Consider the following 19,198-nt stretch of genomic DNA (forward strand, 5'->3'; position numbering starts at 1 on the left):
GGTGCTCATTCTCCCTCGGGGGTGAGTGCGTCGAGGACCTGGGTCGCGGCGAGCTCGGCCGACGCGATGCAGGCGGGGATGCCGAGCCCGTCGTAGGCCGCGCCGCAGACGGCGAGCCCCGGGACCGCGGCGACGGCGGCGCGGACGGCCCGCACGCGGTCGAGGTGGCCGACGGCGTACTGCGGCAGCCCGCCGCCCCAGCGCTGGACGTGGGCGTCGACCGGCCGGGCGGTGAGCCCGACGGCGTCGCGCAGGTCGGCGAGGGCGGCGGCGACGAGCTCGGCGTCGTCGACCTGGAGCGCCTGCTCCTCGCGGTGCCGGCCGATCGAGGTGCGCAGGGCGAGCAGGCCGCCGGTGTCGGTGCCGGCGTCCGCGCCGGCGTCGCGGACCCAGTCCCACTTGGCGAAGGAATAGGTCGCCGCCTTGATCGTGCGGCCGTCGACCGGTGGCACGAGGAAGCCGGAGCCCTGCGTGGACGGCAGGTCGGCCGCGCGGACAACGAGCGTGATGACGGCCATCGAGGCGTACTCGATCCGGCCCAGCTCGAGCGCGGCGTCGGGGACGACGTCGGACAGCAGCCGCGCGGTGGGCCGGGCCGGGGTCGCCAGCACGACCGCGTCGGCGTGCACGACCTCGGGGTCGCGGGTGGAACCGACGACGAGGTTCCAGCCGCCGTCGCCGGCGCGGGCGAGGTCACGGACGGTCGCGTCGGTCCGGACGGTCGCGCCGCTCGCCGTCGCCACGGCCTCGGGCAGCCGGCCGACGCCGCCGCGGATCCCCGCGAACACGGGAACGTCGGACGTGGGGCCCGCGGAGGCGGCGGCCGCCGCCCTCATCAGCGAGCGGTCGCGGTCGAGGAGCGCCACGACCTGCGGCACCGCGGCCCGCGCGGAGAGCTCGCGGGCGTGCCCGGCGTAGACGCCGCCGAGCAGCGGCTCGACCAGCCGGTCGACGACCTCGCGGCCGAACCGTTCCTCGACGAGCGCGCCGACGCTGACGTCCTGGTCGGGCTCGAGCCGGGTCGCCGGCAGCACACCGTCGAGCGCCACCCGGGCGAGTCCGGCCTTCGACAGCACGCCGCTCTCGGCCAGCGCCTTGGTGTCGAGGGGGACGCCCATCATCGTGCGCGGCATCGGCTGCAGCCGGCCGCGGGACCAGAGGTTGGCCTGGGTCGTCGCCGGGTGCACGAGGTCCGGCGCGAGCCCGGCCTCGCGGGCCAGCGCGACGGCTTCCGGCCGGCGGTTGAGCATCGCCTCGGCGCCGACGTCCACGCTGATCCCGCCGACCTCCGCGACAGTCAGCTTGCCGCCGATCCGAGGGGCCGCCTCCAGCACCGTGACGGCGACGTCGGGACGCGCCCGCCGTACCGCCATGGCGGCGGCGAGCCCCGCGATGCCGCCGCCCACGACGGCGACGTGCGGCGGCCGGGGTGCGGGACGTGCGGGGCTCACAACGTCACAGATTGGCAAAGGTTCGGGGCCGGACCAAGCGGAACCGGAACCCCCGCCGCATGGGGTGCGTCACAGCGCCATGACGACACCGACCCGGGCTCTCGCGGCGACCGTGCTCGCGGCCCTCGCCCTCACCCTCACGGCCTGCGGCAGCGGCTCGGACAGCGAGTCGGTGGGCGCCTCCGCCGACGCCCCGCGCGCCGCCTCGGGAGGCGCCGCCGTACCGGAGCAGGCTCCCGGCCTGCAGGGCGACGGCGCGGCCGGCCGCGACGCGGGTGCCACCGACTCCGGCGGCACGGGTGTCACCGGCGTCAACCGGACCGTCGTTGCGGTGCGGTCGGTCATCCGGACCGGCAACGTCGCGGTGACCAACAAGGACGTGGTCGCGGCTCGGACCGACCTGGCGGACGTGGTCGCCCGGTTCGGCGGCGCGATCGACAGCGAGCAGACGCAGAGCAACAGCAAGGGGCGGATCGTGAGCTCGACCGTCACCGTGCGGGTGCCGGTCGACCGGTTCGACGAGGCGATGACGGCGCTGGGCGGGCTCGGCAAGGTGCGGCGCGCGGACTCCTCGTCGAAGGACGTCACCTCCGAGGTCATCGACGTCGACGAGCGCGTGCAGACGCTGGCCCAGAGCCTCGACAGGCTGCAGAAGTTCCAGGACCAGGCGACCTCGATCGACGACCTGATCCGCTACGAGAACGAGATCACCCGGCGCGAGGCGGAGCTGCAGTCCATGCGCAGCCAGCAGGCGTACCTGCGCGACCAGACCGCGATGTCCACGATCACCGTGTCGATCTCGCTCCCGCCGAAGCAGCCGGTGCCGCCGAAGGAGGACTCGCTCGACGACGCCGGGTTCCTCATCGGGCTGAAGAGCGGCTGGACCGCGCTGCGCAGCGCGGTGGTCGTCGTGCTCACCATCGTCGGGGCGCTGCTGCCGTTCGCCGTGGTGCTCCTGCTCGTCGGCGTCCCGACCTGGCTCCTGGTCCGCCGGATGGTGGTGCGCGGCAAGCCCGCTCCCCCGGCCGCGACGACACCGACCGAGTGACAGCCTTGACTGATATAAGCCCGCGCTAATACTATGCTGCCATGACACTCGACAACCCTCTCGACCAGCTCGGCGCCGTCGACCGAGCCCTCAGCACCCGCGAGCACCTGGGGCGCACCGCCCGGGTGCTCACGGCCGAGCAGCACTACCCCACCGACGCGGACGACCTCTGGGAGGCACTCACCACGCCCGAGCGGCTGCAGCGGTGGTTCCTGCCGCTGGAGGGCGACCTGCGCGTCGGCGGCAGCTACCAGCTCGTCGGCAACGCCGGCGGGACGATCGAGCGCTGCGACGCACCGCGGTCGTTCGCGATCACCTGGGAGTACGGCGGTGGGGTGAGCTGGGTCGAGGTCGACCTCACCCCGACCGACGGCGGGACCGACCTGGTGCTGACGCACATCGCGCACGTTGACGGGTTCGCCGAGACGTACGGGCCAGGCGCCGTCGGCGTCGGCTGGGACATGACGCTCATGGGGCTGCACGCCCACGTGGTCTCCGGCGAGGCCAACGACCCTTCGGCGTTCGAGGCCTGGGGCACCAGTGACGAGGGCAAGGCCTACGTCACGCGCAGCAGTGAGCTGTGGGGACAGGCCGACGCGGCGGACGGCACTGATCCGGCCGTCGCCCAGGCCCGGGCTGAGCGCACGGCGGCGTTCTACCGCGGCGAGGAAGTGCCGCAGGTCCAGCCCCAGGACGGCTGAGCGTGCACGCGTTCGACGTGCTCGGCGATCCGGTGCGCCGACGCATCCTCGAGCTCCTGGCCGACGGCGAGCGCTCCTCCGGCGCGGTCGTGGAGACGATCGCCGACGAGTTCGGGATCACCCAGCCGGCGGTGTCGCAGCACCTCCGGGTGCTGCGCGAGAACGGCTTCGCCCACGTCCGCCCCGAGGGGGCGAGGCGGCTCTACTCCGTCGACCCGGCCGGGATGCGCCAGGTCGACCAGTGGCTCGAGCGGTTCCGCGGCTTCTGGGAGCAGCGGCTCGACGCGCTGGGCACCGAGATCGCGCGCGGCAAGCGCGAGCGGGCATGACCGACCTCCCGGACCTGCTGCGCCGGCACTGGGGACTTGCGGCCGTCCACCTCGAGCCCCTCGACGGCGGGATGAACTCCGAGACCTGGCTCGTCGACCACGAGGGAAACCGGTACGTCGCCAAGCGCGTGGCGCCGGCGGCGGTCGCCGACCTCGTGGCGGGCGCCGAGACCGCAGCCACGCTCGCCCGCCACGGCCTCGTCACCGGGGCGCCCGTCCCGACCACCGACGGGAGCCTCGTGCTCGACGACCACGGCCTGGCTCTGCTACTGCACGTGCCGGGTCGCGAGCTCACGGGCGCGACGGACGAGGAGCAGCGCCGGATCGCGCGAACCCTGGCGACGGCGCACCTCGCCGGTGCCCCGGCCCCCGGACCGAGCTCGGCCACCTTCCAGGCGGAGTGGCTGACACCCGCCCGGGCCGGCGTCGCCGAGCACCCGTGGCTCGTCGCGGCGATCGACGCGGTGCGTGCGGAGACGGACGACCTCACGCTCACCTGGTCGACGCTGCACACCGACCCAGCGCCGGAGGCGTTCGTGCACGACGACGCCACCGGCGTGACCGGCCTGATCGACTGGGCGGGCGCGAAGCGCGGGCCGGTCCTCTACGACGTCGCCTCGGCGGTGATGTACCTCGGCGGACCGGAGTCGGCGGCCGTCTTCCTGACGACGTACCAGCAGGACGGGCCGCTCGCCCCGCGCGAGATGGAGCTGCTCGACGCGTTCCGGCGCTTGCGGTGGGCGGTCCAGGGCGCGTACTTCGCGTGGCGACTCGCGACGGACGACCACACCGGCGGCGTCGAGCGGTCCGACAACGAGCGCGGACTCGACCACGCCCGCACCGCGCTCGACTCCCTGCCCGGGTCGCCCTAGCGGACTGCGGCTCGTGCGACCCGCCGAGCGGGACGCAGGTCGGACGACTTCCCGGCCTGTCCCTGCACTTCCCGGGTGTTGCGTCGGCCAGGAAGTGCAGGGGTACCACCTTCAGGTGGGACTCCGACGCGCGCCGCCTACCGCGCCGACGCCTCGTGCACGTGGTCGGTGAGCCGGGCGAGCTGGTCGGGGTCGGTCGAGGGCAGCACGCCGTGGCCGAGGTTGAAGATGTGGCCGGGGGCGGCACGACCGGCGGCAAGCACCTCGTCGGCACGCGCGAGCATCACCTCGGTCGGGGCGAACACCAGCGACGGGTCGAGGTTGCCCTGGACGGCCCGGCCACCGACGCGGGCGATGCCGTCGGCGAGCGGGACGCGCCAGTCGACGCCGACGACGTCCGCGCCGGCCTCGCCCATCAGGCCGAGCAGCTCGCCGGTGCCCACACCGAAGTGGATGCGCGGCACCCCGAGCCCGCCCGCCGCGGCCAGCACCTGCGACGAGTACGGCATCACGTAGCGGCGGTAGTCGTCGGGCGACGTCGCCCCGGCCCACGAGTCGAACAGCTGGACCGCCGAGGCGCCGGCCGCGACCTGGACCCCGAGGTACGCCGCGGAGATCGAGGCGATCTTGCGCATCAGCGCGTCCCACACGTCGGGCGCGCCGAACATCATCGCCTTGGTCTTCGCGTGCTCCTTGGACGGCCCGCCCTCGACGAGGTACGACGCCACGGTGAACGGCGCGCCGGCGAACCCGATCAGCGGCGTGCCGCCGAGCTCGCGGACGAGCGTCTGCACCGACTCGGTGATGAAGGGGACGTGGGAGGCGTCGAGGTCGGGGATCGCCTCGACGTCGGCGAGCGTCTCGACCGGCTTGGCGACCACCGGGCCGACCCCGGGGACGATGTCGAGGTCGACACCCACCGCCTTGAGCGGCAGCACGATGTCGGAGAAGAAGATCGCCGCGTCGACGCCGTACCGGCGCACCGGCTGGAGGGTGATCTCCACGACCAGCTCGGGGCGCATGCAGGAGTCGAGCATGGCCACGCCCTCGCGCACCTTGCGGTACTCCGGCAGCGAGCGTCCCGCCTGCCGCATGAACCACACGGGCGTGTGCGGCACGGACTCGCCGCGCGCGGCGCGCAGGAACGCCGAGTCCTGGAGGTCCGTCGGGTGGCCGGTCGAGGCTGGGCTGGTCACCCCCCGATCCTCCCAGGTGGGCCTGCGTGTCGGGCCGCCGGTCCCGGGGTGCCCGGCCTACGCTGGCTGCATGGCAGCACGTCAGGAGCGTGGTGTGGACCCTACGGTTTTCCCCGAGGCCTTCCGCACCGCCGTCGCGCAGATGCGCGCCGCCCGGCTGCGGCCCGAGATCTTCTGCGAGGAGATGCCGGCGCCGCAGCGGATCGCGCCCTTCGCCTCCGCCCTGTCGGCGGACGTGACGGTCGACGGCGAGGACGTCGGCACCGGCCGACTCGTGCTGCTGCACGACCCCGCCGGCAACGACGCCTGGGACGGCACCTTCCGGTGCGTGGCCTACGCCCGCGCCGAGATCGACCCCGAGATGGCCAACGACCCGCTGCTCGGTGAGGTCGGCTGGTCCTGGCTCAGCGAGGCGCTCGCGGCGCACCACGCCGCGTACACCGCCCCGTCCGGCACGGTCACGAAGGTCTCGTCCGAGTCGTTCGGCTCGATGTCCGACGAGGACGCCAGCGCCCAGCTCGAGATCCGCGCCTCCTGGACGCCCGCCGAGGGACCCGACGGCTCCTTCGACCTGGCTCCGCACGTGGAGGCGTGGGCCGAGCTGCTCTGCACGGCCTCCGGCCTGCCGCCCGTTCCCGAGGGTGTGACGTCGATGCCGAGCCGTCGGGGACAGCGCGGCCGCGCCTGATGGTCGACGAGCCCAGCACTCCCCCGGACGACGAGCCGGCGGAGGATGCTCCACCCGCGCCGCTGCTCGAGCTGCGCGACGGGCTCACCCCGGTCGTCGACACCCCGGAGGGCCTGGCCGCCGTCGTGGAGGCGTTCGGCAACGCGACCGGGCCGGTGGCGATCGACGCCGAGCGCGCCTCCGGCTACCGCTACTCCGCCCGCGCCTACCTGGTCCAGCTGCGCCGCGAGGGCGCCGGCACCGCGCTGGTCGACCCGATCCCGTTCGGCGACCTGAGCGGACTGCAGGAGGCGCTCGGCGACGCCGAGTGGATCCTGCACGCGGCGACCCAGGACCTGCCCTGCCTCACCGAGCTGGGGCTGCGCCCGGCCACCCTGTTCGACACCGAGCTCGCCGGGCGGCTTCTCGGCTACCCGCGCGTCGGGCTGGCCACCCTGGTCGAGACCATCGTCGGCCGCCGGATGCGCAAGGAGCACTCCGCGGTCGACTGGTCGAGCCGCCCGCTGCCCGACCCGTGGCTGGAGTACGCCGCCCTCGACGTCGAGGTGCTGCTCGAGCTCCGCGAGGCCCTCGGCGCCGAGCTCGAGGAGACCGGCAAGGCCGGCTGGGCGCGCGAGGAGTTCGAGCACCTGGTCCGCGCCGCCCCGGCCGGACCGCGCCAGGACCCCTGGCGCCGTACCTCCGGGCTGCACCGCGCCCGCGGCCGCCGCGCCCTCGCCGCGGTCCGCGAGCTCTGGCAGACGCGCGACGCGATCGCCTCGCAGCGCGACGTGACACCGGGGCGGATCATCCCCGATGCGGCGATCGTCGAGGCCGCCAACGCGCTGCCGCGCGACCGGGCCACCCTGCTCGGGCTCAAGGGGTTCCGGGGCCGCGGCGCCGAGCGCTACGCGCACCAGTGGGTGGGCGCGCTGCGCACCGCCCGCAACCTCGAGGACGGCGACCTCCCGCCGCTCGCCGCGCGCTACGACGGCCCACCGCCGCCGCGCGCCTGGGCCGACCGCGACCCGATCGCCGCCGCGCGGCTCACCCGGGCCCGCGCCGACCTCAAGGACCTCGCCGACACGCACAACCTGCCGGTCGAGAACCTCCTCACCCCCGACTTCGTCCGCCGACTGCTGTGGGAGCCGCCCGACCCCGAGGCGACCGGGGTCCCGCTGGCCGAGGCGGTCGCGGAGCAGCTGCGCGTGTTCGGCGCCCGGTCGTGGCAGGTCGCGCTCACCCAGGACCTGCTCGCCACCGCGATCGTCGAGGCGAAGCCGCCGGACCCGAAGGACCCCGGTCCCGACGCCGAGACCGAGTGACCCTCCAGGAGCTCCCCGTGACCCCGTCACCTCAGACACCTCAGGCACCTCGGCACGCCGTCGCGCTCGACCCGACGCCGACCCTGCCGGTGGCCGGGTCGGACGAGGTGTTCCCCGTCGGGCGGATCTTCTGCATCGGCCGCAACTACGCCGAGCACGCCCTCGAGATGGGCCACGACCCCGACCGCGAGCCGCCGTTCTTCTTCGCCAAGCCGGCCAACGCGCTCGTGCAGGACGGCAGCGAGCTCGACTTCCCGGTCGCCACCGAGGACCTGCACCACGAGATCGAGCTGGTCGTCGCGCTCGGCCGCGGCGGCCGGGACGTTCCCGAGGACCGGGCGCTGGACCTGGTGTTCGGGTACGCCGTCGGCCTGGACATGACCCGGCGCGACCTGCAGGCGGACGCCAAGAGAGCCGGCCGGCCCTGGGACATGGCCAAGGGCTTCGACGAGTCCGCGCCGACGAGCGCCGTGCGCACGGTCGACGACGTCGGGCATCCCGCGCAGGGCGAGATCAGGCTCGAGATCGACGGGGAGACCCGCCAGGTCGGCGACCTGGCGGAGCAGATCTGGGCCGTCCCCGAGGCGCTGGCCTACCTCAGCACGCTCGTCGAGCTGCGGCCCGGCGACCTGCTGATGACCGGCACCCCGGCCGGGGTCGGACCCGTGCGGCGCGGCGAGCGGCTGGTCGGCAGCATCGCGGGGCTCGGTGAGCTGACCGTGACCTACCGCTCCTGAGCCTTCCGGCGCGTCGGTCGCGGGGTCAGGCGTCGGGATCGGTGACCGGCGCGAGCATCCGCTGCGAGTCGGCGTCGAGCCGCGGCAGCAGCGTGTCGAGGTCGATCAGCGGGTCGTACCAGAGCTTCTCGATCTCCGGGCGCATCTCCGTCTCCAGCGTCGGCCACGCCGTGACGAAGGGCGTGACCGTCGCGCGGCGTACCGCCTGGTCGAAGACCTGGACGCTGCTCGGCACGGAGCCGGGCTGGGTGAAGGCGAGGGAGTTGAGCGTCGGGAGGTACGACGGGACGATCCCGCCCGACTCCGCGAGGATGTCCGCGCCCTTCTCCTGGCTCGCGAACGCGATGAAGTCGGCCGCCTGCTCGACGTGGGCGGAGTCGGCCGAGATGCAGAGCCCGCGGACGTCGGCCACCGTGACCGACCGGGCCAGCTGCGGCAGCGGGAAGACGTCGAAGTCGAGATCCTCGACCTTGCGAAGCCGTGGCACGAGCTCCTTGGAGCCGACCATCATGCCGATCTGCTCGTGGGTGAACCGGTGGAACGCGTCGCGTCGGTCGAGCTGCTGCTGCGTGGGGGTGATCCGCCGGTCCCGGACCACACCGAGGATCTCCTCGAGCGCCGCGCGGGTGCCGTTGTCGTCCAGGGTGAGGGTGGTCGCCTCGCGCGGGTCGTCGACCACGTCGTCGCCGGCGCTGCGCACCAGGGCCATGAGCGTGGAGAGCTCCGGGGGCACGTAGGCGCCCTTGACGCCGTCGCCCGACATCAGCCGGGCGGCCCGCCCGAACTGCTCCCACGTCCAGCCGGTCTCGGGCGTCAGCGGGTCGTCGCCCTCCTCGATCAGCCGCCGGAACGGCACCAGGCCCGGGTGGTAGAAGACCACCTGCGGCGACACGTCGTAGGGCATGCACTGCAGGGCCTGCTCCGCGCTGAACGCCTCCAGACCGAGCCGCTGGTAGCTGTCGCCGAACGTCAGGCCTCGCTCCTCCAGCAGATGGTCGACGGGCAGGACCTGGTCGGCGGTGGCCAGGCCGGGCAGGTGCTCGTTGTCGGAGACGAAGACGTCGGGGGCGTCGCCGGTGGCGATCTGCTGCTGCAGCTTGTCGGAGGCGCGCTCGGCGGTGCGGGACTTCTCGACCTGCACCTGCACCTCGGGGTGCTGGTTGCTGAACGTGTCGGCGAGCTCCTCGAAGGCCCGGCGGACCGGTCCGTCGCCGTACACGGCGAGCCGGAGCGTCACCGGGTCCGACGTGGTCGGGCTCTGCTGCTGGGAGGGCGTACCGGGGGTCGGCGAGCCCGGCGGGTCGGCCTCGGGCGTGTTACCCGTGGAGCAGCCGGCCACCAGCAGGCAGCCCGCCAGCGTCGCAACGGCGCCGTCCAGCGCGCGTCGTCGCCACCCGTTCACGCCGCATACCCCTCTCCGGTCCCTCTCGTCGGCCTCTGGACACGCTATCGGGACACGCCAACCGAATTGGCCTGGTGCGACACGGCTCACGCGCCCGGCCCGTCTACGCTGCCAACGCACCCACCCGTCCCGGACCGGAGGACCCCCATGACTGCCCGCCCCCGCCTCGCCCGCTGGACCGTCCCGGTCCTCCTGACGACGGGAGCCCTGTTGCTCGCCGGCTGCGGCGAGCAGACCGCGGGCGGCGCCGGCGCCGGTACGTCGGTCGCCGAGGAGTCGCCCACGGCGAAGCCGACGCCGTCGGAGACGGACGAGTCCACGGAACCCGCAGAACCGGCCGAGCCCACCGATGACGGCGGGTCCGAGCAGGCCGACCCGGCATCCGGTGGCCTCACCGGCGCGCTGCTGCCGGCCGCCGAGGTGCCCGGCTTCAACGACGAGTTCACCTGGAAGGACGGCACGACGTCCGACCAGGAGCCTCCTGAGCTCGCGGGCACCTGCCACCAGTTCGAGGTCACGTCGATCGGCGCCGAGAAGGTGGCCTACCGCACGTACGACCCCGCGCAGGACGCGTCGTCGCAGGCCAGCGAGCTGGTCGCGGAGTTCCCCGACGAGACGACCGCGAGCCGCGCCGAGCAGGTGCTGCTGGCCTGGCGCAAGGACTGCGCGAAGAACCTGAAGAAGTTCGACAGCGTCGACGTCGGCGACCTCACCGACGTCGCGGTCGAGGGCGGCACCGGCTCCTGGTACATGGTCAGCTACGGCCCCGCCGAGGACGACCCGGAGAGCGGCTACTTCGACGCCCAGGGCGTGGTCCGGGTCGGCAACCGGGTCGCGGTCCTGCGGCTGGCGCTGATCGGCCAGGACTACAACTACGAGCACGGCCAGGAGCCGATGGTCGCGGCGGTGCAGGCGGCGGCCAAGCGTCTCTGACGCGCCTCCGCCCCGCGCGGGGTGCCGCGTCCTACGCTGGTGGGCGATGTCCGAGCCGCCCCTCCACCGTCGCCCCGTGATGCCGGGCGCCCGGCACTTCGAGAAGATCACCGGCGACGTCGACCCCGCGACGCGCAGCGAGGCGGCCGACCGCTGCGCCAACCTCCTCGTCCGGGGGGCGCACGACAGCGACGACGAGCAGGTCGTCGCCCGGGTGGTCCGGCTCGCCGAGGACGAGGGGCTCGAGGCGCTCGCGGACCTGTGGTCCGGCTCCCCCGCCGACTCGCTCGCCGGCTGCCTGTGGCGGCTCTACCTGCTGCGCGCCTGGGTGCACGCCGACCCCGAGGGTGCGGCTCGCGAGTTCGACGCCGGCCGCCGCCGGACCCCGGTGCACGAGGTGGTCGCCGGGGTCGTGGAGCCTCCGGGCCCCGACGAGGTCCGGCACCTCACCGACCAGGTGCTGCGCGGCGTCGCCCGCGGCGACTTCGCCGACACGCTGTGGCGCGCCGCGGCGTTCGCCCGCGTGGTCTCGGCCGGCCGTGCGATGACCGACACCACCGGGGACCCCTCCGGCCGGTCGGCGTACCAGGCGGACCTGTCGGCGGCTCGCCTGCTCACGATGGCCGAGCAGCTCGAGCACGCGGCGCGGCTGGAGGCCGACGGCCACCTGGCCTGAGCCACTGAACGGACTCACGGGTGTCGCCACGCCGCTCACCCGGGCGTCGTTACAATTGTCGACGTGTGCCGGGCCGCGGCAGCCCCGGGTCCCAACTGAAGCCGCTACGAGCGGCCACGCGCCGTGAGGCGCTCCCGGTCCGGCACACACTCATCCTCCGGCGACTCCCGCACGGCCGGTCCGCGACGTGCTCAGGCGCGGGCGATCCGGGCCGCCAGCGCGGCGTTCGAGAGCACCAGCGCGATGTTGGCAGTGAGGCTCGCTCCGTGCGTCTGCTCGTGGAACCAGCCGAGCAGGAACGGCGTGACGTCCTTGCCGGTGATGCCCTGCCGCTCGACCTCGGCGAGCCCGGACTCGAGCACGTCCTGGTGCTGTACGTGGTCCATCTCGTCGGCCTCGTCGATCGGGTTGGCGACGACGATGCCCTGCCGCAGGCCGAGCAGGTCCCGCTGGCCCATGACCGCGGCGACCTGCTCCGGGGTGTCCATCCGCCAGGGCACCGTGAGCCCGGTGTCGCGGATGTAGAAGCCGGGGAACGCGTCGGTGCCGTAGCCGATCACCGTCACCGACAGCGACTCCAGCCGCTCCAGCGTCGCCGGGACGTCCAGGATGGACTTCACGCCGGCGCACACGACGGTCACCGGCACCTGCCCGAGGGCGTCGAGGTCGGCGGACTCGTCCCAGGTGTCGCGCGCGCCGCGGTGCACGCCGCCGAGGCCGCCGGTGGCGAAGACCCGGATGCCGGCCATGTTGGCGAGGTACGACGTCGCCGCCACGGTCGTGGCGCCGGTGAGCCCGCGGCTCATCACCGGGCCCAGGTCGCGGATGCTCGCCTTCACCACGTCCTCGTCCTCGGCGACCCGGGTGAGCAGCTCGTCGTCGAGGCCGATGCGGACCGCGCCGTCGACGAGCGCGATCGTCGCGGGCACCGCGCCCTCCCGCCGTACCGCCGCCTCGATCTCGCGCGCGGTCGAGGCGGCCGACTCCGTCGGGAGGCCGTGGCTGATGATCGTGGACTCGAGTGCGACGACTCCGGTCCCGGATGCAATAGCGTCAGACACCTCGGCGGACACGTGGAGGGGCAGGGACGTCACGGGCGCATTCTGCCGGAGGGACCGGCCGACGACGGACAGGTGGGTGGATGAGGGTCAGCGTGGTGTGCGTCGGGGACGTGATGCTCGACGTGATCGTCAGCACCCCCGAAGGTCTGGTTCCCGACGACGACACCCCGGCAGGCATCACGTTCGCTGCGGGTGGGCAGGCCGCCAACGTCGCGGCGTGGGTCAGCGCGCTGGGCGGCAGCGCCCGGGTGGTCGGCCCGATCTCCGCGCGCGGGCACGGACCGCTGGTGGTCTCGGCGATGCGGTCGCGCGGTGTCGAGATGTGCGGCCCGCGCGTCGACCGGGCCGGCGCCGTGGTCTCCCTCGTCGAGAACGGCCGCCGCTCGATGGCCTCCGACCCCGGCGACACCACCTGGCTCACCCGGCTGGACCCGGCCGACCTGCCCGACGAGCTCGACTGGCTGTTCGTCTCCGGCTACGCGCTGCTGCGCTGCCCGACGCCGTGGGTGCTCGCGACCTTCGTGGCCACGGCCCGCCAGCGCGGCGCCCGGGTCGCGATCGACCTGGCGTCGGCGTCGATGATCGAGGCCTACGGTCCCGGGAAGTTCCGCGAGCTGTGCCACTCGCTCCAGCCCGCAGTGGTGCTCGGCAACGACGCCGAGTGGCAGGCGGTCTCGCGCGGCCCGGCCGGCTCCGGGTCGTTCGGGGTGGGTGGCCGCACCGTCCTGGTGCTCAAGCACGGCCCCCGCGGCGCGACCTTCGTGATCGACGGCGTGAGCGACGAGCGGGATCCCGTCGCGGGCCCGGTCGTCGACGCGACCGGCGCGGGCGACGCGGTCACGGCCGGCTACCTGGTCGGCGGGGTCGACGTGGCGATGAGCACCGCCGCCCGATGCGTCGGGATGCTCGGGGCGCAGCCGGAGGCGGGATGACCCTCAGCGTGCGCGGGGTCGTCGTCCCCGACGACGAGCTGCGCTGGCGGTTCAGCCGCTCTTCCGGGCCGGGCGGGCAGTCAGTCAACACCACCGACAGCCGCGTCGAGCTGTCGTACGACGTCGCCGGCGGCAGCCTGCCCCGGCACCTCCGGGAGCGCGCGCTGGACCGGCTCGCCGAGCGGCTGGTCGACGGGGTGCTCACCGTCGCCGCGTCGGAGTACCGCTCGCAGCACCGCAACCGCGAGGCCGCCCGGGCCCGCCTCGCCGACCTGCTCACCGAGGCGACGGCGCCCCCGCCGCCGCCGCGTCGTGCGACGAAGCCGACCCGCGGCTCGCGCGAGCGCCGGTTGGCCGGCAAGAAGCGGCGCGGGGAGACCAAGGCGCTGCGCCGCCGGCCGGAGCTGTGAGGTCCTCCTCGTCGTTCCCCAGCGCGGTCCAAGTGCGGTACCAGCGGGTCCGCCGAGGCTCTCCGCCATGACCCTCATCGAATCCCACGTGTCCGGCAGCGAGGCCGGCCGCACCGACCGCACCACCGCGATCCGCGAGATCACGGTCTTCCTCACCACCGTCGCCGCGCTGACCACGGTCAGCACCGTGGTCGGCGTCCGCGAGGGTGTCGACGTCGACGCGATCGAGGACGCCACACCACTGGGGGCGGCCGCGATGTACTCGCAGGCCTTCTTCCCGTTCCTCGCCGCGGTGCTGACCCAGCTCGTCGTGCACCGCCGGCTGCGCGGGCCCGGCTGGGGCTTCCGCCGCACCGCGTGGCGCCGGCTCGCCGGTGCGTGGGCGCTCTCCGTCGCCTGCGTGATGACCCCCACGCTGGTGCTCTGGGCCACCGGGCTCGTCGAGTACGACGGGGACGGCGCGGCGACCGTCGTACCGCTGGGGCTGACGGTGTTCGTCCTGCCCTACGTGATCCTCGCGATCGGCGAGGGCATCGGCTGGCGCGGCCTGCTCGTCACCCGGCTCGCCGCCGTCGCCGGACCGCGCACGGTCGTGCTCGTCGCCGGCCTCGCCTGGGCCGGCTTCCACGTGCCGCTGATGATCTGGCTGGGAGGGACGCCGGCCGGCGTGCCCGTGGCGTACACCGTCGCCGTGTTCACCGTCGGCATCACCGCGTTCGGCGCGATCCTCGGGTCGATGCACCTGCGCTGGGGCATCTGGCCCGGTGTGGTGGCGCACGCGACGCTCAACGCCGCGATGTACGCCGTCGTCGACCCGCTGTCTGTCGCCACGGACGCGTCGGGGTGGCTGCTGTCGGAGACCGGGGTGGCCCAGGTCGTCGTCGTGGTCGTGGCCGCCGTCCTGTGGCTGCGTCGTTGGCCGCTGCCGTCATCGAGCGCCGTCCGCGGCGAGGCCGGCCGGGACGTCAGCCGCGGCTGAGTTCGGCAAGCACGTGAGCTCACGGGTTCCCGTTTCCGGCCGATGAGAGCCATTCGAACCCTCAGGGACACAACCGCTGTGAAGATGTCACCCACCGGGGACCGAGGCGCTGTTGCCACGTCTACCGGGACGACCACGGAGGGAAGATGCAGCGTGAAGACGGGCGCAGCCGTCTCTGCCCCACCAGGCTGGCGGTGCTGCTCATGGCCGGTGTCATGCTGGCTGCCTGTACCGATTCCCTTGAACCTCGGCAGCCCGACGGTCCCGGCGTGACGGGTCGGATGGTCCTTCTCGACGACACCGGCCGACCTCCGACGTCCGCCTCCGGCGGCGGGATCCTCGTGCTCCCGGAGGCAGCCTTGCCCGGCCTGTGGCGCAGGGTCGGCGAGCAAGAACTCGATGGGCGGGGAGCCTCCCCCTACGCCTCGTTCCACGTTGAGGTGGGCCTGGTCGCCGACCTTGACGGCGAGATCGCGCCGGTTGACGAGAACGGTCATTTCCGGCTCTCGAAGTCAGGGCGGTACCTCATCTGCCGCACCGGGGAGATAGACCGGCCCGGAGAGCACCCTGTTTCGGCCAGGGGATGCGACCTCGTCCAGCTACCCGAATCTGGAGCACTGGAGGCAACTTTCGGCGAAGGTGGGTTCCACGCCCGAATCCTCGGGCGGTGACGCACCGGGCGCGAGTCCGCGTCCCTTGCTCGTGGTGGCGCCTAGCCATCTCCTCGGGCGAAACAGGAACCGCTGCCCCGACCGTTTGCCGAGCTCAGCCGCGCTTGACCCAGGCGCTCCACGCGGCGGACTCGGCCGCCGTGTCGTGGCCGCTGTCGGAGTAGAAGACCGCGTCCTTCCGGTGCGTTGTGGTGGCCCGGGCGGTGTTGACGTTGACCCGCACCGCCCGGGGCGAGCTCAGACAGCTCCGGTCGAGCGTGACGGTGACCTTGTCCTTGCGGTAGTCGACGTCGTGGGCGGAGTCGCAGGTGACGCGGCTGTCCTTGGCGTTGAAGACCCGGTGCACGCCGTGCCGGTCGCGCTTGCTGGTCTCGACGAGCACGGTGCGGACGACCTTGCCCTGCTTGCCCTGGAGGCGGACGGCGTACTGGGCGTAGGCGTCCTTCTTGCGCAGCGACACGAAGCGCAGCTTCACCTTGACCCGGTTGCGGTCGTAGCTGACCACGGTCCTGGTCAGGTCCCCGTGCTGGGTCGTCGGCGACGGCTCGGCCGCGGTCACGCCGGCGGCGCGCCACACGTCGCCTCGGGCGTCGTCGAAGGTGCGGCTGCTCGCGCTCGCGGGCAGCGCCACGGCGGTCGAGACGGCGGCCGCGGCGAGCACGGTGAGCAGGGAGCGCGGAGTCACAGCTCAGAACTCTAGTCGCGCGACCACGCCCGCGTGGTCGGACGGCCAGAGCCGTCCGGGCTCGGTCCGGTCTCCGGGCCGGTCGCCGACGACGTGGCACCCGCGCACCTCGAGGTCGCGCACGAAGACGTAGTCGATCCGCTCGTCCAGCCGGCTGTCCCGGTTGTCGAGGACCGCTCCCTGCCCACAGGTGAAGCCGCCGTCCGCGGCTCCGCCCGCGGCGATCCAGGCGTCGACGTACGGCGCCGGCATGCCGACCGCCTCGGGGCGTGCGTTGAAGTCGCCGACCAGCACGACGGGGCAGCCCGGGTCGCCCACGGTCGCGACGAGCTCGTCGCGCTGGGCGTCGCGCGGCCCCGCGGCGTACGCCTCGGTGTGGGTCACCACGAACCGCACCGGGTGGCCGTCGACGGTGCCGTCCACCGCCCCCCAGCTGCGCCGGATCGGGAAGGTGACGCCGTCGATGCCGGTCGGCATGTCGAGCACCGCGTCGAACGTGCCGGTGCACTCGCCGGTCACCGCGAACGCACCGCCGCGCCGCACCAGCACCACGTTGGCGCCGAGGATGCTCATCCAGTGGTCGCCGACGGGCAGGCCGCCGGCGAAGTTCTCGTTGACCGCGTGCACGTCGTACGGCGCGCCCTCTGCCTGGAGCGCGTCGAGCAGCAACGGCAGGAACTCCACGACCGGCTCGTCGGGCCCGATGCTCCCGTCCGGCAGCACCGGCGCGGTGGCCCACCGGGTCACCTCCTGCAGACCGAGCACGTCGACCCCCTCCCGCACGACGATCCGGGCGACCGCCCGCGCACGCTGGGCGAAGTCGGTTGCGGCGAGCTGCTCGCGCACCAGCCCCGCGCGCTCGGCGAGCTGGTCGATGTCGGTGGCCCCGAAGAGCAGCGCGAGGTCGGCACCCAGGTAGACGTTGTACGTCGCCACGGTCAGGCCGCTCGGGGTGCTCACGCAGCGCATCGTGCCAGTAACGTGCCCGCATGACGACGTACTCCCCCGAGACCGACGGTGAGGCCGACCCTGGCGAGGTGGTGTGGGCCTGGGTGCCCTACGAGGACGACCCGAGCCAGGGCAAGGACCGACCGGTGCTCGTGCTCGCACGCGAGGGCACGTCGCTGCTCTGCCTCTACATGACGAGCAAGGACCACGACCGGGACGCCGAGGACGAGGCCCGGTGGGGCCGCTCCTGGATGGACGTCGGCACCGGCGCGTGGGACTCGCAAGGGCGTCCGAGCGAGATCCGGCTCGACCGGGTGCTGACGCTCCAGGACACGGAGGTACGGCGCGAGGGTGCGGCGATGGAGCGGGAGATGTTCGACGCGGTCGTCGAGGCCGCGCGCGAGTACCTGCCGGCGGATTGAGCCGGTGACCGCCGCCGACCCGGCAGTGCTGGAGGCACTGTGTGCGGAGGCCGGCTGCCGCGGGTTCGTGCACGCGGTCTCGCTGGACACGGGTCGCGAGGTCGGGCTCGATCCCGACGGCCCCGTCGTCCCGGCCTCCACGATCAAGGTGCTGGTCGCCCTCGAAGCCGAGCGCGCCTTCCTCGACGGCCGGCTCGACCCGGCCGAGCGGGTGCGGGTCACCGACGCGAACCGGACGACCGGGCCGGTGGGCCTGTCGCTCCACCGCGGCGACGTCGAGATGTCTGTGGGTGACCTGGTGGTCCCGATGCTGACGTTCAGCGACAACGTGGCGACGGACCTGCTGATCGGCAGGCTCGGTCTCGAGGCGCTCGCCCGGGCCGGTGACCGGCTCGGCCTCACGGGCACGCGCATCGACTGCGACCTGCGCGACCTGATCGACTCGATCGCGGTGGACGCCGGCTTCGCCGACTGGGCGGCGGTCGAGGCCACCGCCGAGGACGACGCCGTGGTGCTGGCGCGGGTGCGAGCGGCCCGGGCACTCCGCGCCGACGTCGCCCCGATGCGCACCACGGCACGCGACCTCACCACGGTGCTGCGCGCGGTCTGGGAGGAGGACGCCGGACTGCGCGTGCGGTTCCTGATGGCGCGGCAGGTCGGCAAGGACCGGATCGCCCGTGGCTTCGGCGACGACTCCCGGGTCGCCGCGAAGTCGGGCTCGCTGTTCCGCGTCTGGCGCAACGAGGTCGGCGTCGTCATCCGCCCGGACGGCCGGTCCGCCGCTGTCGCGGTCCTGCTGCACACGCCGGCGGGCGACGTGGACGACCGGACGGTGAACGACGCCATCGCGAAAATCGCGAGCCACGCCGTCGATGCCGTCCTAGGGTCCTCGGCGTGACCGACTACCGCGACCTCAACCGTGCCCTCTGGGACGAGCGCGCAGACGCTCACGCCGCCTCGCCCGACTACGGTCTCGCCCGGTTCGCCGAGCCCGACCACCTCTCGCACGTCGTCCGGTTCGACCAGCCGCTGCTCGGCGACGTGCGCGGACTGCGCGGCGTGCACCTCCAGTGCCACATCGGCACGGACACGGTTTCGCTGGCCCGGCTCGGTGCCCGGATGACCGGCCTCGACTTCAGCGCACCCGCCCTCACCCGGGCACGGGCTCTCGCGACGACAGCCGGCGTCGAGGTCGACTTCGTCGAGTCCGACCTGTACGGCGCGGTCGACGTGCTGCCGCACCACGCCTTCGACCTCGTCTACACCGGGATCGGCGCGCTCTGCTGGCTGCCGGACATCCGGCGCTGGGCCGAGGTCGTCGGCACCCTGCTCGCCCCGGGCGGCCGGCTGTTCATCCGTGAGGGGCACCCGATGCTGTGGTCGCTCGACGACGCCCGGTCCGACGCGCTCGTGGTCCGCTACCCCTACTTCGAGGTGCCCGAGCCGATGGTGTTCGACGACGACGGCACCTACGTGGAGACCGACGTGCAGTTCCAGAACACCGTCACCCACGAGTGGAACCACGGCCTCGGCGAGATCGTCACCGCGCTGCTCGACGCCGGTCTCGTGCTCACCGGGCTGGTCGAGCACGACAGCGTGCCGTGGGAGGCGCTCCCGGGACAGATGGAGGCGCTGCCCGACGGGGAGTACCGCCTCCGCGACCAGCCCGCGCGCCTGCCCGCGACGTACACGCTGCAGGCGGTCCGCCCCGCCTGACTACCGATATCGGTAGTCCAGGAGTGACCCATGGGTC

At 73.7% G+C, this 19,198-nt stretch carries 22 protein-coding genes; 16 read left to right on the plus strand and 6 right to left on the minus strand.

The window, feature by feature from the left end; all coding sequences use genetic code 11:
• Nucleotides 1-5 precede the first annotated feature (5 nt).
• Nucleotides 6-1,451: a protoporphyrinogen oxidase gene (gene hemG / locus ETU37_RS14800; protein WP_240755751.1), complete on the minus strand. Its 1,446-nt coding sequence runs from the start codon at nt 1,449-1,451 to the stop codon at nt 6-8.
• Nucleotides 1,452-1,530: 79 nt separating this feature from the next.
• Here hemG and ETU37_RS14805 point away from each other — a divergent pair, with 79 nt between their 5' ends.
• The 4 genes from ETU37_RS14805 to ETU37_RS14820 are packed head-to-tail and all read left to right on the plus strand — an operon-like array spanning nt 1,531 to nt 4,401.
• Nucleotides 1,531-2,499, plus strand: a complete 969-nt coding sequence (locus ETU37_RS14805; protein ID WP_165372536.1) for a DUF4349 domain-containing protein — start codon at nt 1,531-1,533, stop codon at nt 2,497-2,499.
• A gap of 41 nt (nt 2,500-2,540) precedes the next feature.
• Entirely contained in the window at nt 2,541-3,200 is a 660-nt protein-coding gene (locus ETU37_RS14810; protein WP_129988117.1) for an SRPBCC family protein, read from the plus strand.
• A gap of 2 nt (nt 3,201-3,202) precedes the next feature.
• The gene (locus ETU37_RS14815; RefSeq protein ID WP_129988118.1) at nt 3,203-3,529 is read left to right on the plus strand and encodes an ArsR/SmtB family transcription factor; all 327 of its coding nucleotides are present in this window, start codon (nt 3,203-3,205) and stop codon (nt 3,527-3,529) included.
• Nucleotides 3,526-4,401, plus strand: a complete 876-nt coding sequence (locus tag ETU37_RS14820) for a phosphotransferase enzyme family protein (RefSeq protein WP_129988119.1) — start codon at nt 3,526-3,528, stop codon at nt 4,399-4,401. Before ETU37_RS14815 ends, ETU37_RS14820 begins: the two co-directional genes overlap by 4 nt.
• A gap of 137 nt (nt 4,402-4,538) precedes the next feature.
• Here the strand turns inward: ETU37_RS14820 and hemE are convergent, their stop codons facing one another.
• The gene (hemE, locus tag ETU37_RS14825; RefSeq protein ID WP_129988120.1) at nt 4,539-5,597 is read right to left on the minus strand and encodes a uroporphyrinogen decarboxylase; all 1,059 of its coding nucleotides are present in this window, start codon (nt 5,595-5,597) and stop codon (nt 4,539-4,541) included.
• Nucleotides 5,598-5,667: 70 nt separating this feature from the next.
• Here hemE and ETU37_RS14830 point away from each other — a divergent pair, with 70 nt between their 5' ends.
• Genes ETU37_RS14830 through ETU37_RS14840 form a run of 3 tightly spaced genes read left to right on the plus strand, consistent with a single transcriptional unit; the run spans nt 5,668 to nt 8,326 of the window.
• Nucleotides 5,668-6,285 carry a DUF3000 domain-containing protein gene (locus ETU37_RS14830; RefSeq protein WP_129988121.1) on the plus strand — a complete coding sequence of 206 codons (618 nt, stop codon included), beginning with the start codon at nt 5,668-5,670 and terminating at the stop codon, nt 6,283-6,285.
• On the plus strand, nt 6,285-7,589 hold the full coding sequence (locus tag ETU37_RS14835; protein ID WP_129988122.1) for an HRDC domain-containing protein: 1,305 nt from the start codon (nt 6,285-6,287) through the stop codon (nt 7,587-7,589). Before ETU37_RS14830 ends, ETU37_RS14835 begins: the two co-directional genes overlap by 1 nt.
• A 17-nt stretch (nt 7,590-7,606) precedes the next feature.
• Nucleotides 7,607-8,326, plus strand: coding sequence for a fumarylacetoacetate hydrolase family protein (locus tag ETU37_RS14840; RefSeq protein ID WP_129988123.1), 720 nt, complete (start codon nt 7,607-7,609; stop codon nt 8,324-8,326).
• A gap of 25 nt (nt 8,327-8,351) precedes the next feature.
• On the opposite strand, the gene ETU37_RS23250 is transcribed toward ETU37_RS14840, so the two are convergent.
• Entirely contained in the window at nt 8,352-9,728 is a 1,377-nt protein-coding gene (locus ETU37_RS23250) for an extracellular solute-binding protein (protein WP_165372537.1), read from the minus strand.
• A 147-nt stretch (nt 9,729-9,875) separates the two neighbouring features.
• Here ETU37_RS23250 and ETU37_RS23255 point away from each other — a divergent pair, with 147 nt between their 5' ends.
• Nucleotides 9,876-10,661, plus strand: coding sequence for a hypothetical protein (locus tag ETU37_RS23255; protein ID WP_165372538.1), 786 nt, complete (start codon nt 9,876-9,878; stop codon nt 10,659-10,661).
• A 46-nt stretch (nt 10,662-10,707) separates the two neighbouring features.
• Nucleotides 10,708-11,337 carry a hypothetical protein gene (locus ETU37_RS14850; protein ID WP_129988125.1) on the plus strand — a complete coding sequence of 210 codons (630 nt, stop codon included), beginning with the start codon at nt 10,708-10,710 and terminating at the stop codon, nt 11,335-11,337.
• 191 nt (nt 11,338-11,528) lie between these two features.
• On the opposite strand, the gene ETU37_RS14855 is transcribed toward ETU37_RS14850, so the two are convergent.
• Complete coding sequence (locus ETU37_RS14855; protein WP_129988126.1) at nt 11,529-12,431, minus strand: pseudouridine-5'-phosphate glycosidase; 903 nt, start codon at nt 12,429-12,431, stop codon at nt 11,529-11,531.
• Nucleotides 12,432-12,478: 47 nt separating this feature from the next.
• Here ETU37_RS14855 and ETU37_RS14860 point away from each other — a divergent pair, with 47 nt between their 5' ends.
• The 4 genes from ETU37_RS14860 (at nt 12,479) to ETU37_RS14875 (ending at nt 15,390) form a co-directional block, all read left to right on the plus strand.
• Nucleotides 12,479-13,330, plus strand: a complete 852-nt coding sequence (locus ETU37_RS14860; RefSeq protein WP_129988127.1) for a carbohydrate kinase family protein — start codon at nt 12,479-12,481, stop codon at nt 13,328-13,330.
• Nucleotides 13,327-13,740: an alternative ribosome rescue aminoacyl-tRNA hydrolase ArfB gene (gene arfB, locus ETU37_RS14865; RefSeq protein WP_129988128.1), complete on the plus strand. Its 414-nt coding sequence runs from the start codon at nt 13,327-13,329 to the stop codon at nt 13,738-13,740. Before ETU37_RS14860 ends, arfB begins: the two co-directional genes overlap by 4 nt.
• 67 nt (nt 13,741-13,807) lie before the next feature.
• The gene (locus ETU37_RS14870; protein WP_129988129.1) at nt 13,808-14,719 is read left to right on the plus strand and encodes a CPBP family intramembrane glutamic endopeptidase; all 912 of its coding nucleotides are present in this window, start codon (nt 13,808-13,810) and stop codon (nt 14,717-14,719) included.
• Nucleotides 14,720-14,865: 146 nt separating this feature from the next.
• Entirely contained in the window at nt 14,866-15,390 is a 525-nt protein-coding gene (locus ETU37_RS14875) for a hypothetical protein (RefSeq protein WP_129988130.1), read from the plus strand.
• A gap of 94 nt (nt 15,391-15,484) precedes the next feature.
• Here ETU37_RS14875 and ETU37_RS14880 read toward each other — a convergent pair whose 3' ends face one another.
• Together ETU37_RS14880 and ETU37_RS14885 are read right to left on the minus strand one after the other, a co-directional pair.
• Nucleotides 15,485-16,075 carry a hypothetical protein gene (locus ETU37_RS14880; protein WP_129988131.1) on the minus strand — a complete coding sequence of 197 codons (591 nt, stop codon included), beginning with the start codon at nt 16,073-16,075 and terminating at the stop codon, nt 15,485-15,487.
• Between the two features lie 3 nt (nt 16,076-16,078).
• On the minus strand, nt 16,079-17,035 hold the full coding sequence (locus ETU37_RS14885) for an endonuclease/exonuclease/phosphatase family protein (protein ID WP_165372539.1): 957 nt from the start codon (nt 17,033-17,035) through the stop codon (nt 16,079-16,081).
• 29 nt (nt 17,036-17,064) lie between these two features.
• Between ETU37_RS14885 and ETU37_RS14890 the strand changes: the two genes are divergently transcribed.
• Genes ETU37_RS14890 through ETU37_RS14900 form a run of 3 tightly spaced genes read left to right on the plus strand, consistent with a single transcriptional unit; the run spans nt 17,065 to nt 19,161 of the window.
• Nucleotides 17,065-17,445 (plus strand): type II toxin-antitoxin system PemK/MazF family toxin, encoded by a 381-nt coding sequence (locus ETU37_RS14890; RefSeq protein ID WP_129988133.1) that lies wholly within the window; start codon nt 17,065-17,067, stop codon nt 17,443-17,445.
• A gap of 4 nt (nt 17,446-17,449) precedes the next feature.
• Nucleotides 17,450-18,343 carry a serine hydrolase gene (locus ETU37_RS14895; protein WP_165372540.1) on the plus strand — a complete coding sequence of 298 codons (894 nt, stop codon included), beginning with the start codon at nt 17,450-17,452 and terminating at the stop codon, nt 18,341-18,343.
• Nucleotides 18,340-19,161 carry a class I SAM-dependent methyltransferase gene (locus ETU37_RS14900; protein ID WP_129988135.1) on the plus strand — a complete coding sequence of 274 codons (822 nt, stop codon included), beginning with the start codon at nt 18,340-18,342 and terminating at the stop codon, nt 19,159-19,161. Before ETU37_RS14895 ends, ETU37_RS14900 begins: the two co-directional genes overlap by 4 nt.
• The last annotated feature ends 37 nt before the right edge of the window (nt 19,162-19,198 follow it).

It is taken from the genome of Nocardioides iriomotensis (assembly GCF_004168035.1).
GTDB classification, from domain to species: domain Bacteria; phylum Actinomycetota; class Actinomycetes; order Propionibacteriales; family Nocardioidaceae; genus Nocardioides_B; species Nocardioides_B iriomotensis.

Coding starts and splice junctions, on each gene's coding strand:
- ETU37_RS14870 (WP_129988129.1), top strand. CDS start 13,808: ATGACCCTCATCGAATCCCACGTGTCCGGCAGCGAGGCCGGCCGCACC.
- ETU37_RS14890 (WP_129988133.1), top strand. CDS start 17,065: ATGACGACGTACTCCCCCGAGACCGACGGTGAGGCCGACCCTGGCGAG.
- ETU37_RS14820 (WP_129988119.1), top strand. CDS start 3,526: ATGACCGACCTCCCGGACCTGCTGCGCCGGCACTGGGGACTTGCGGCC.
- ETU37_RS14830 (WP_129988121.1), top strand. CDS start 5,668: ATGGCAGCACGTCAGGAGCGTGGTGTGGACCCTACGGTTTTCCCCGAG.
- ETU37_RS14875 (WP_129988130.1), top strand. CDS start 14,866: ATGCAGCGTGAAGACGGGCGCAGCCGTCTCTGCCCCACCAGGCTGGCG.
- ETU37_RS14810 (WP_129988117.1), top strand. CDS start 2,541: ATGACACTCGACAACCCTCTCGACCAGCTCGGCGCCGTCGACCGAGCC.
- ETU37_RS14860 (WP_129988127.1), top strand. CDS start 12,479: ATGAGGGTCAGCGTGGTGTGCGTCGGGGACGTGATGCTCGACGTGATC.
- ETU37_RS14835 (WP_129988122.1), top strand. CDS start 6,285: ATGGTCGACGAGCCCAGCACTCCCCCGGACGACGAGCCGGCGGAGGAT.
- arfB (WP_129988128.1), top strand. CDS start 13,327: ATGACCCTCAGCGTGCGCGGGGTCGTCGTCCCCGACGACGAGCTGCGC.
- ETU37_RS14805 (WP_165372536.1), top strand. CDS start 1,531: ATGACGACACCGACCCGGGCTCTCGCGGCGACCGTGCTCGCGGCCCTC.
- ETU37_RS14850 (WP_129988125.1), top strand. CDS start 10,708: ATGTCCGAGCCGCCCCTCCACCGTCGCCCCGTGATGCCGGGCGCCCGG.
- ETU37_RS23255 (WP_165372538.1), top strand. CDS start 9,876: ATGACTGCCCGCCCCCGCCTCGCCCGCTGGACCGTCCCGGTCCTCCTG.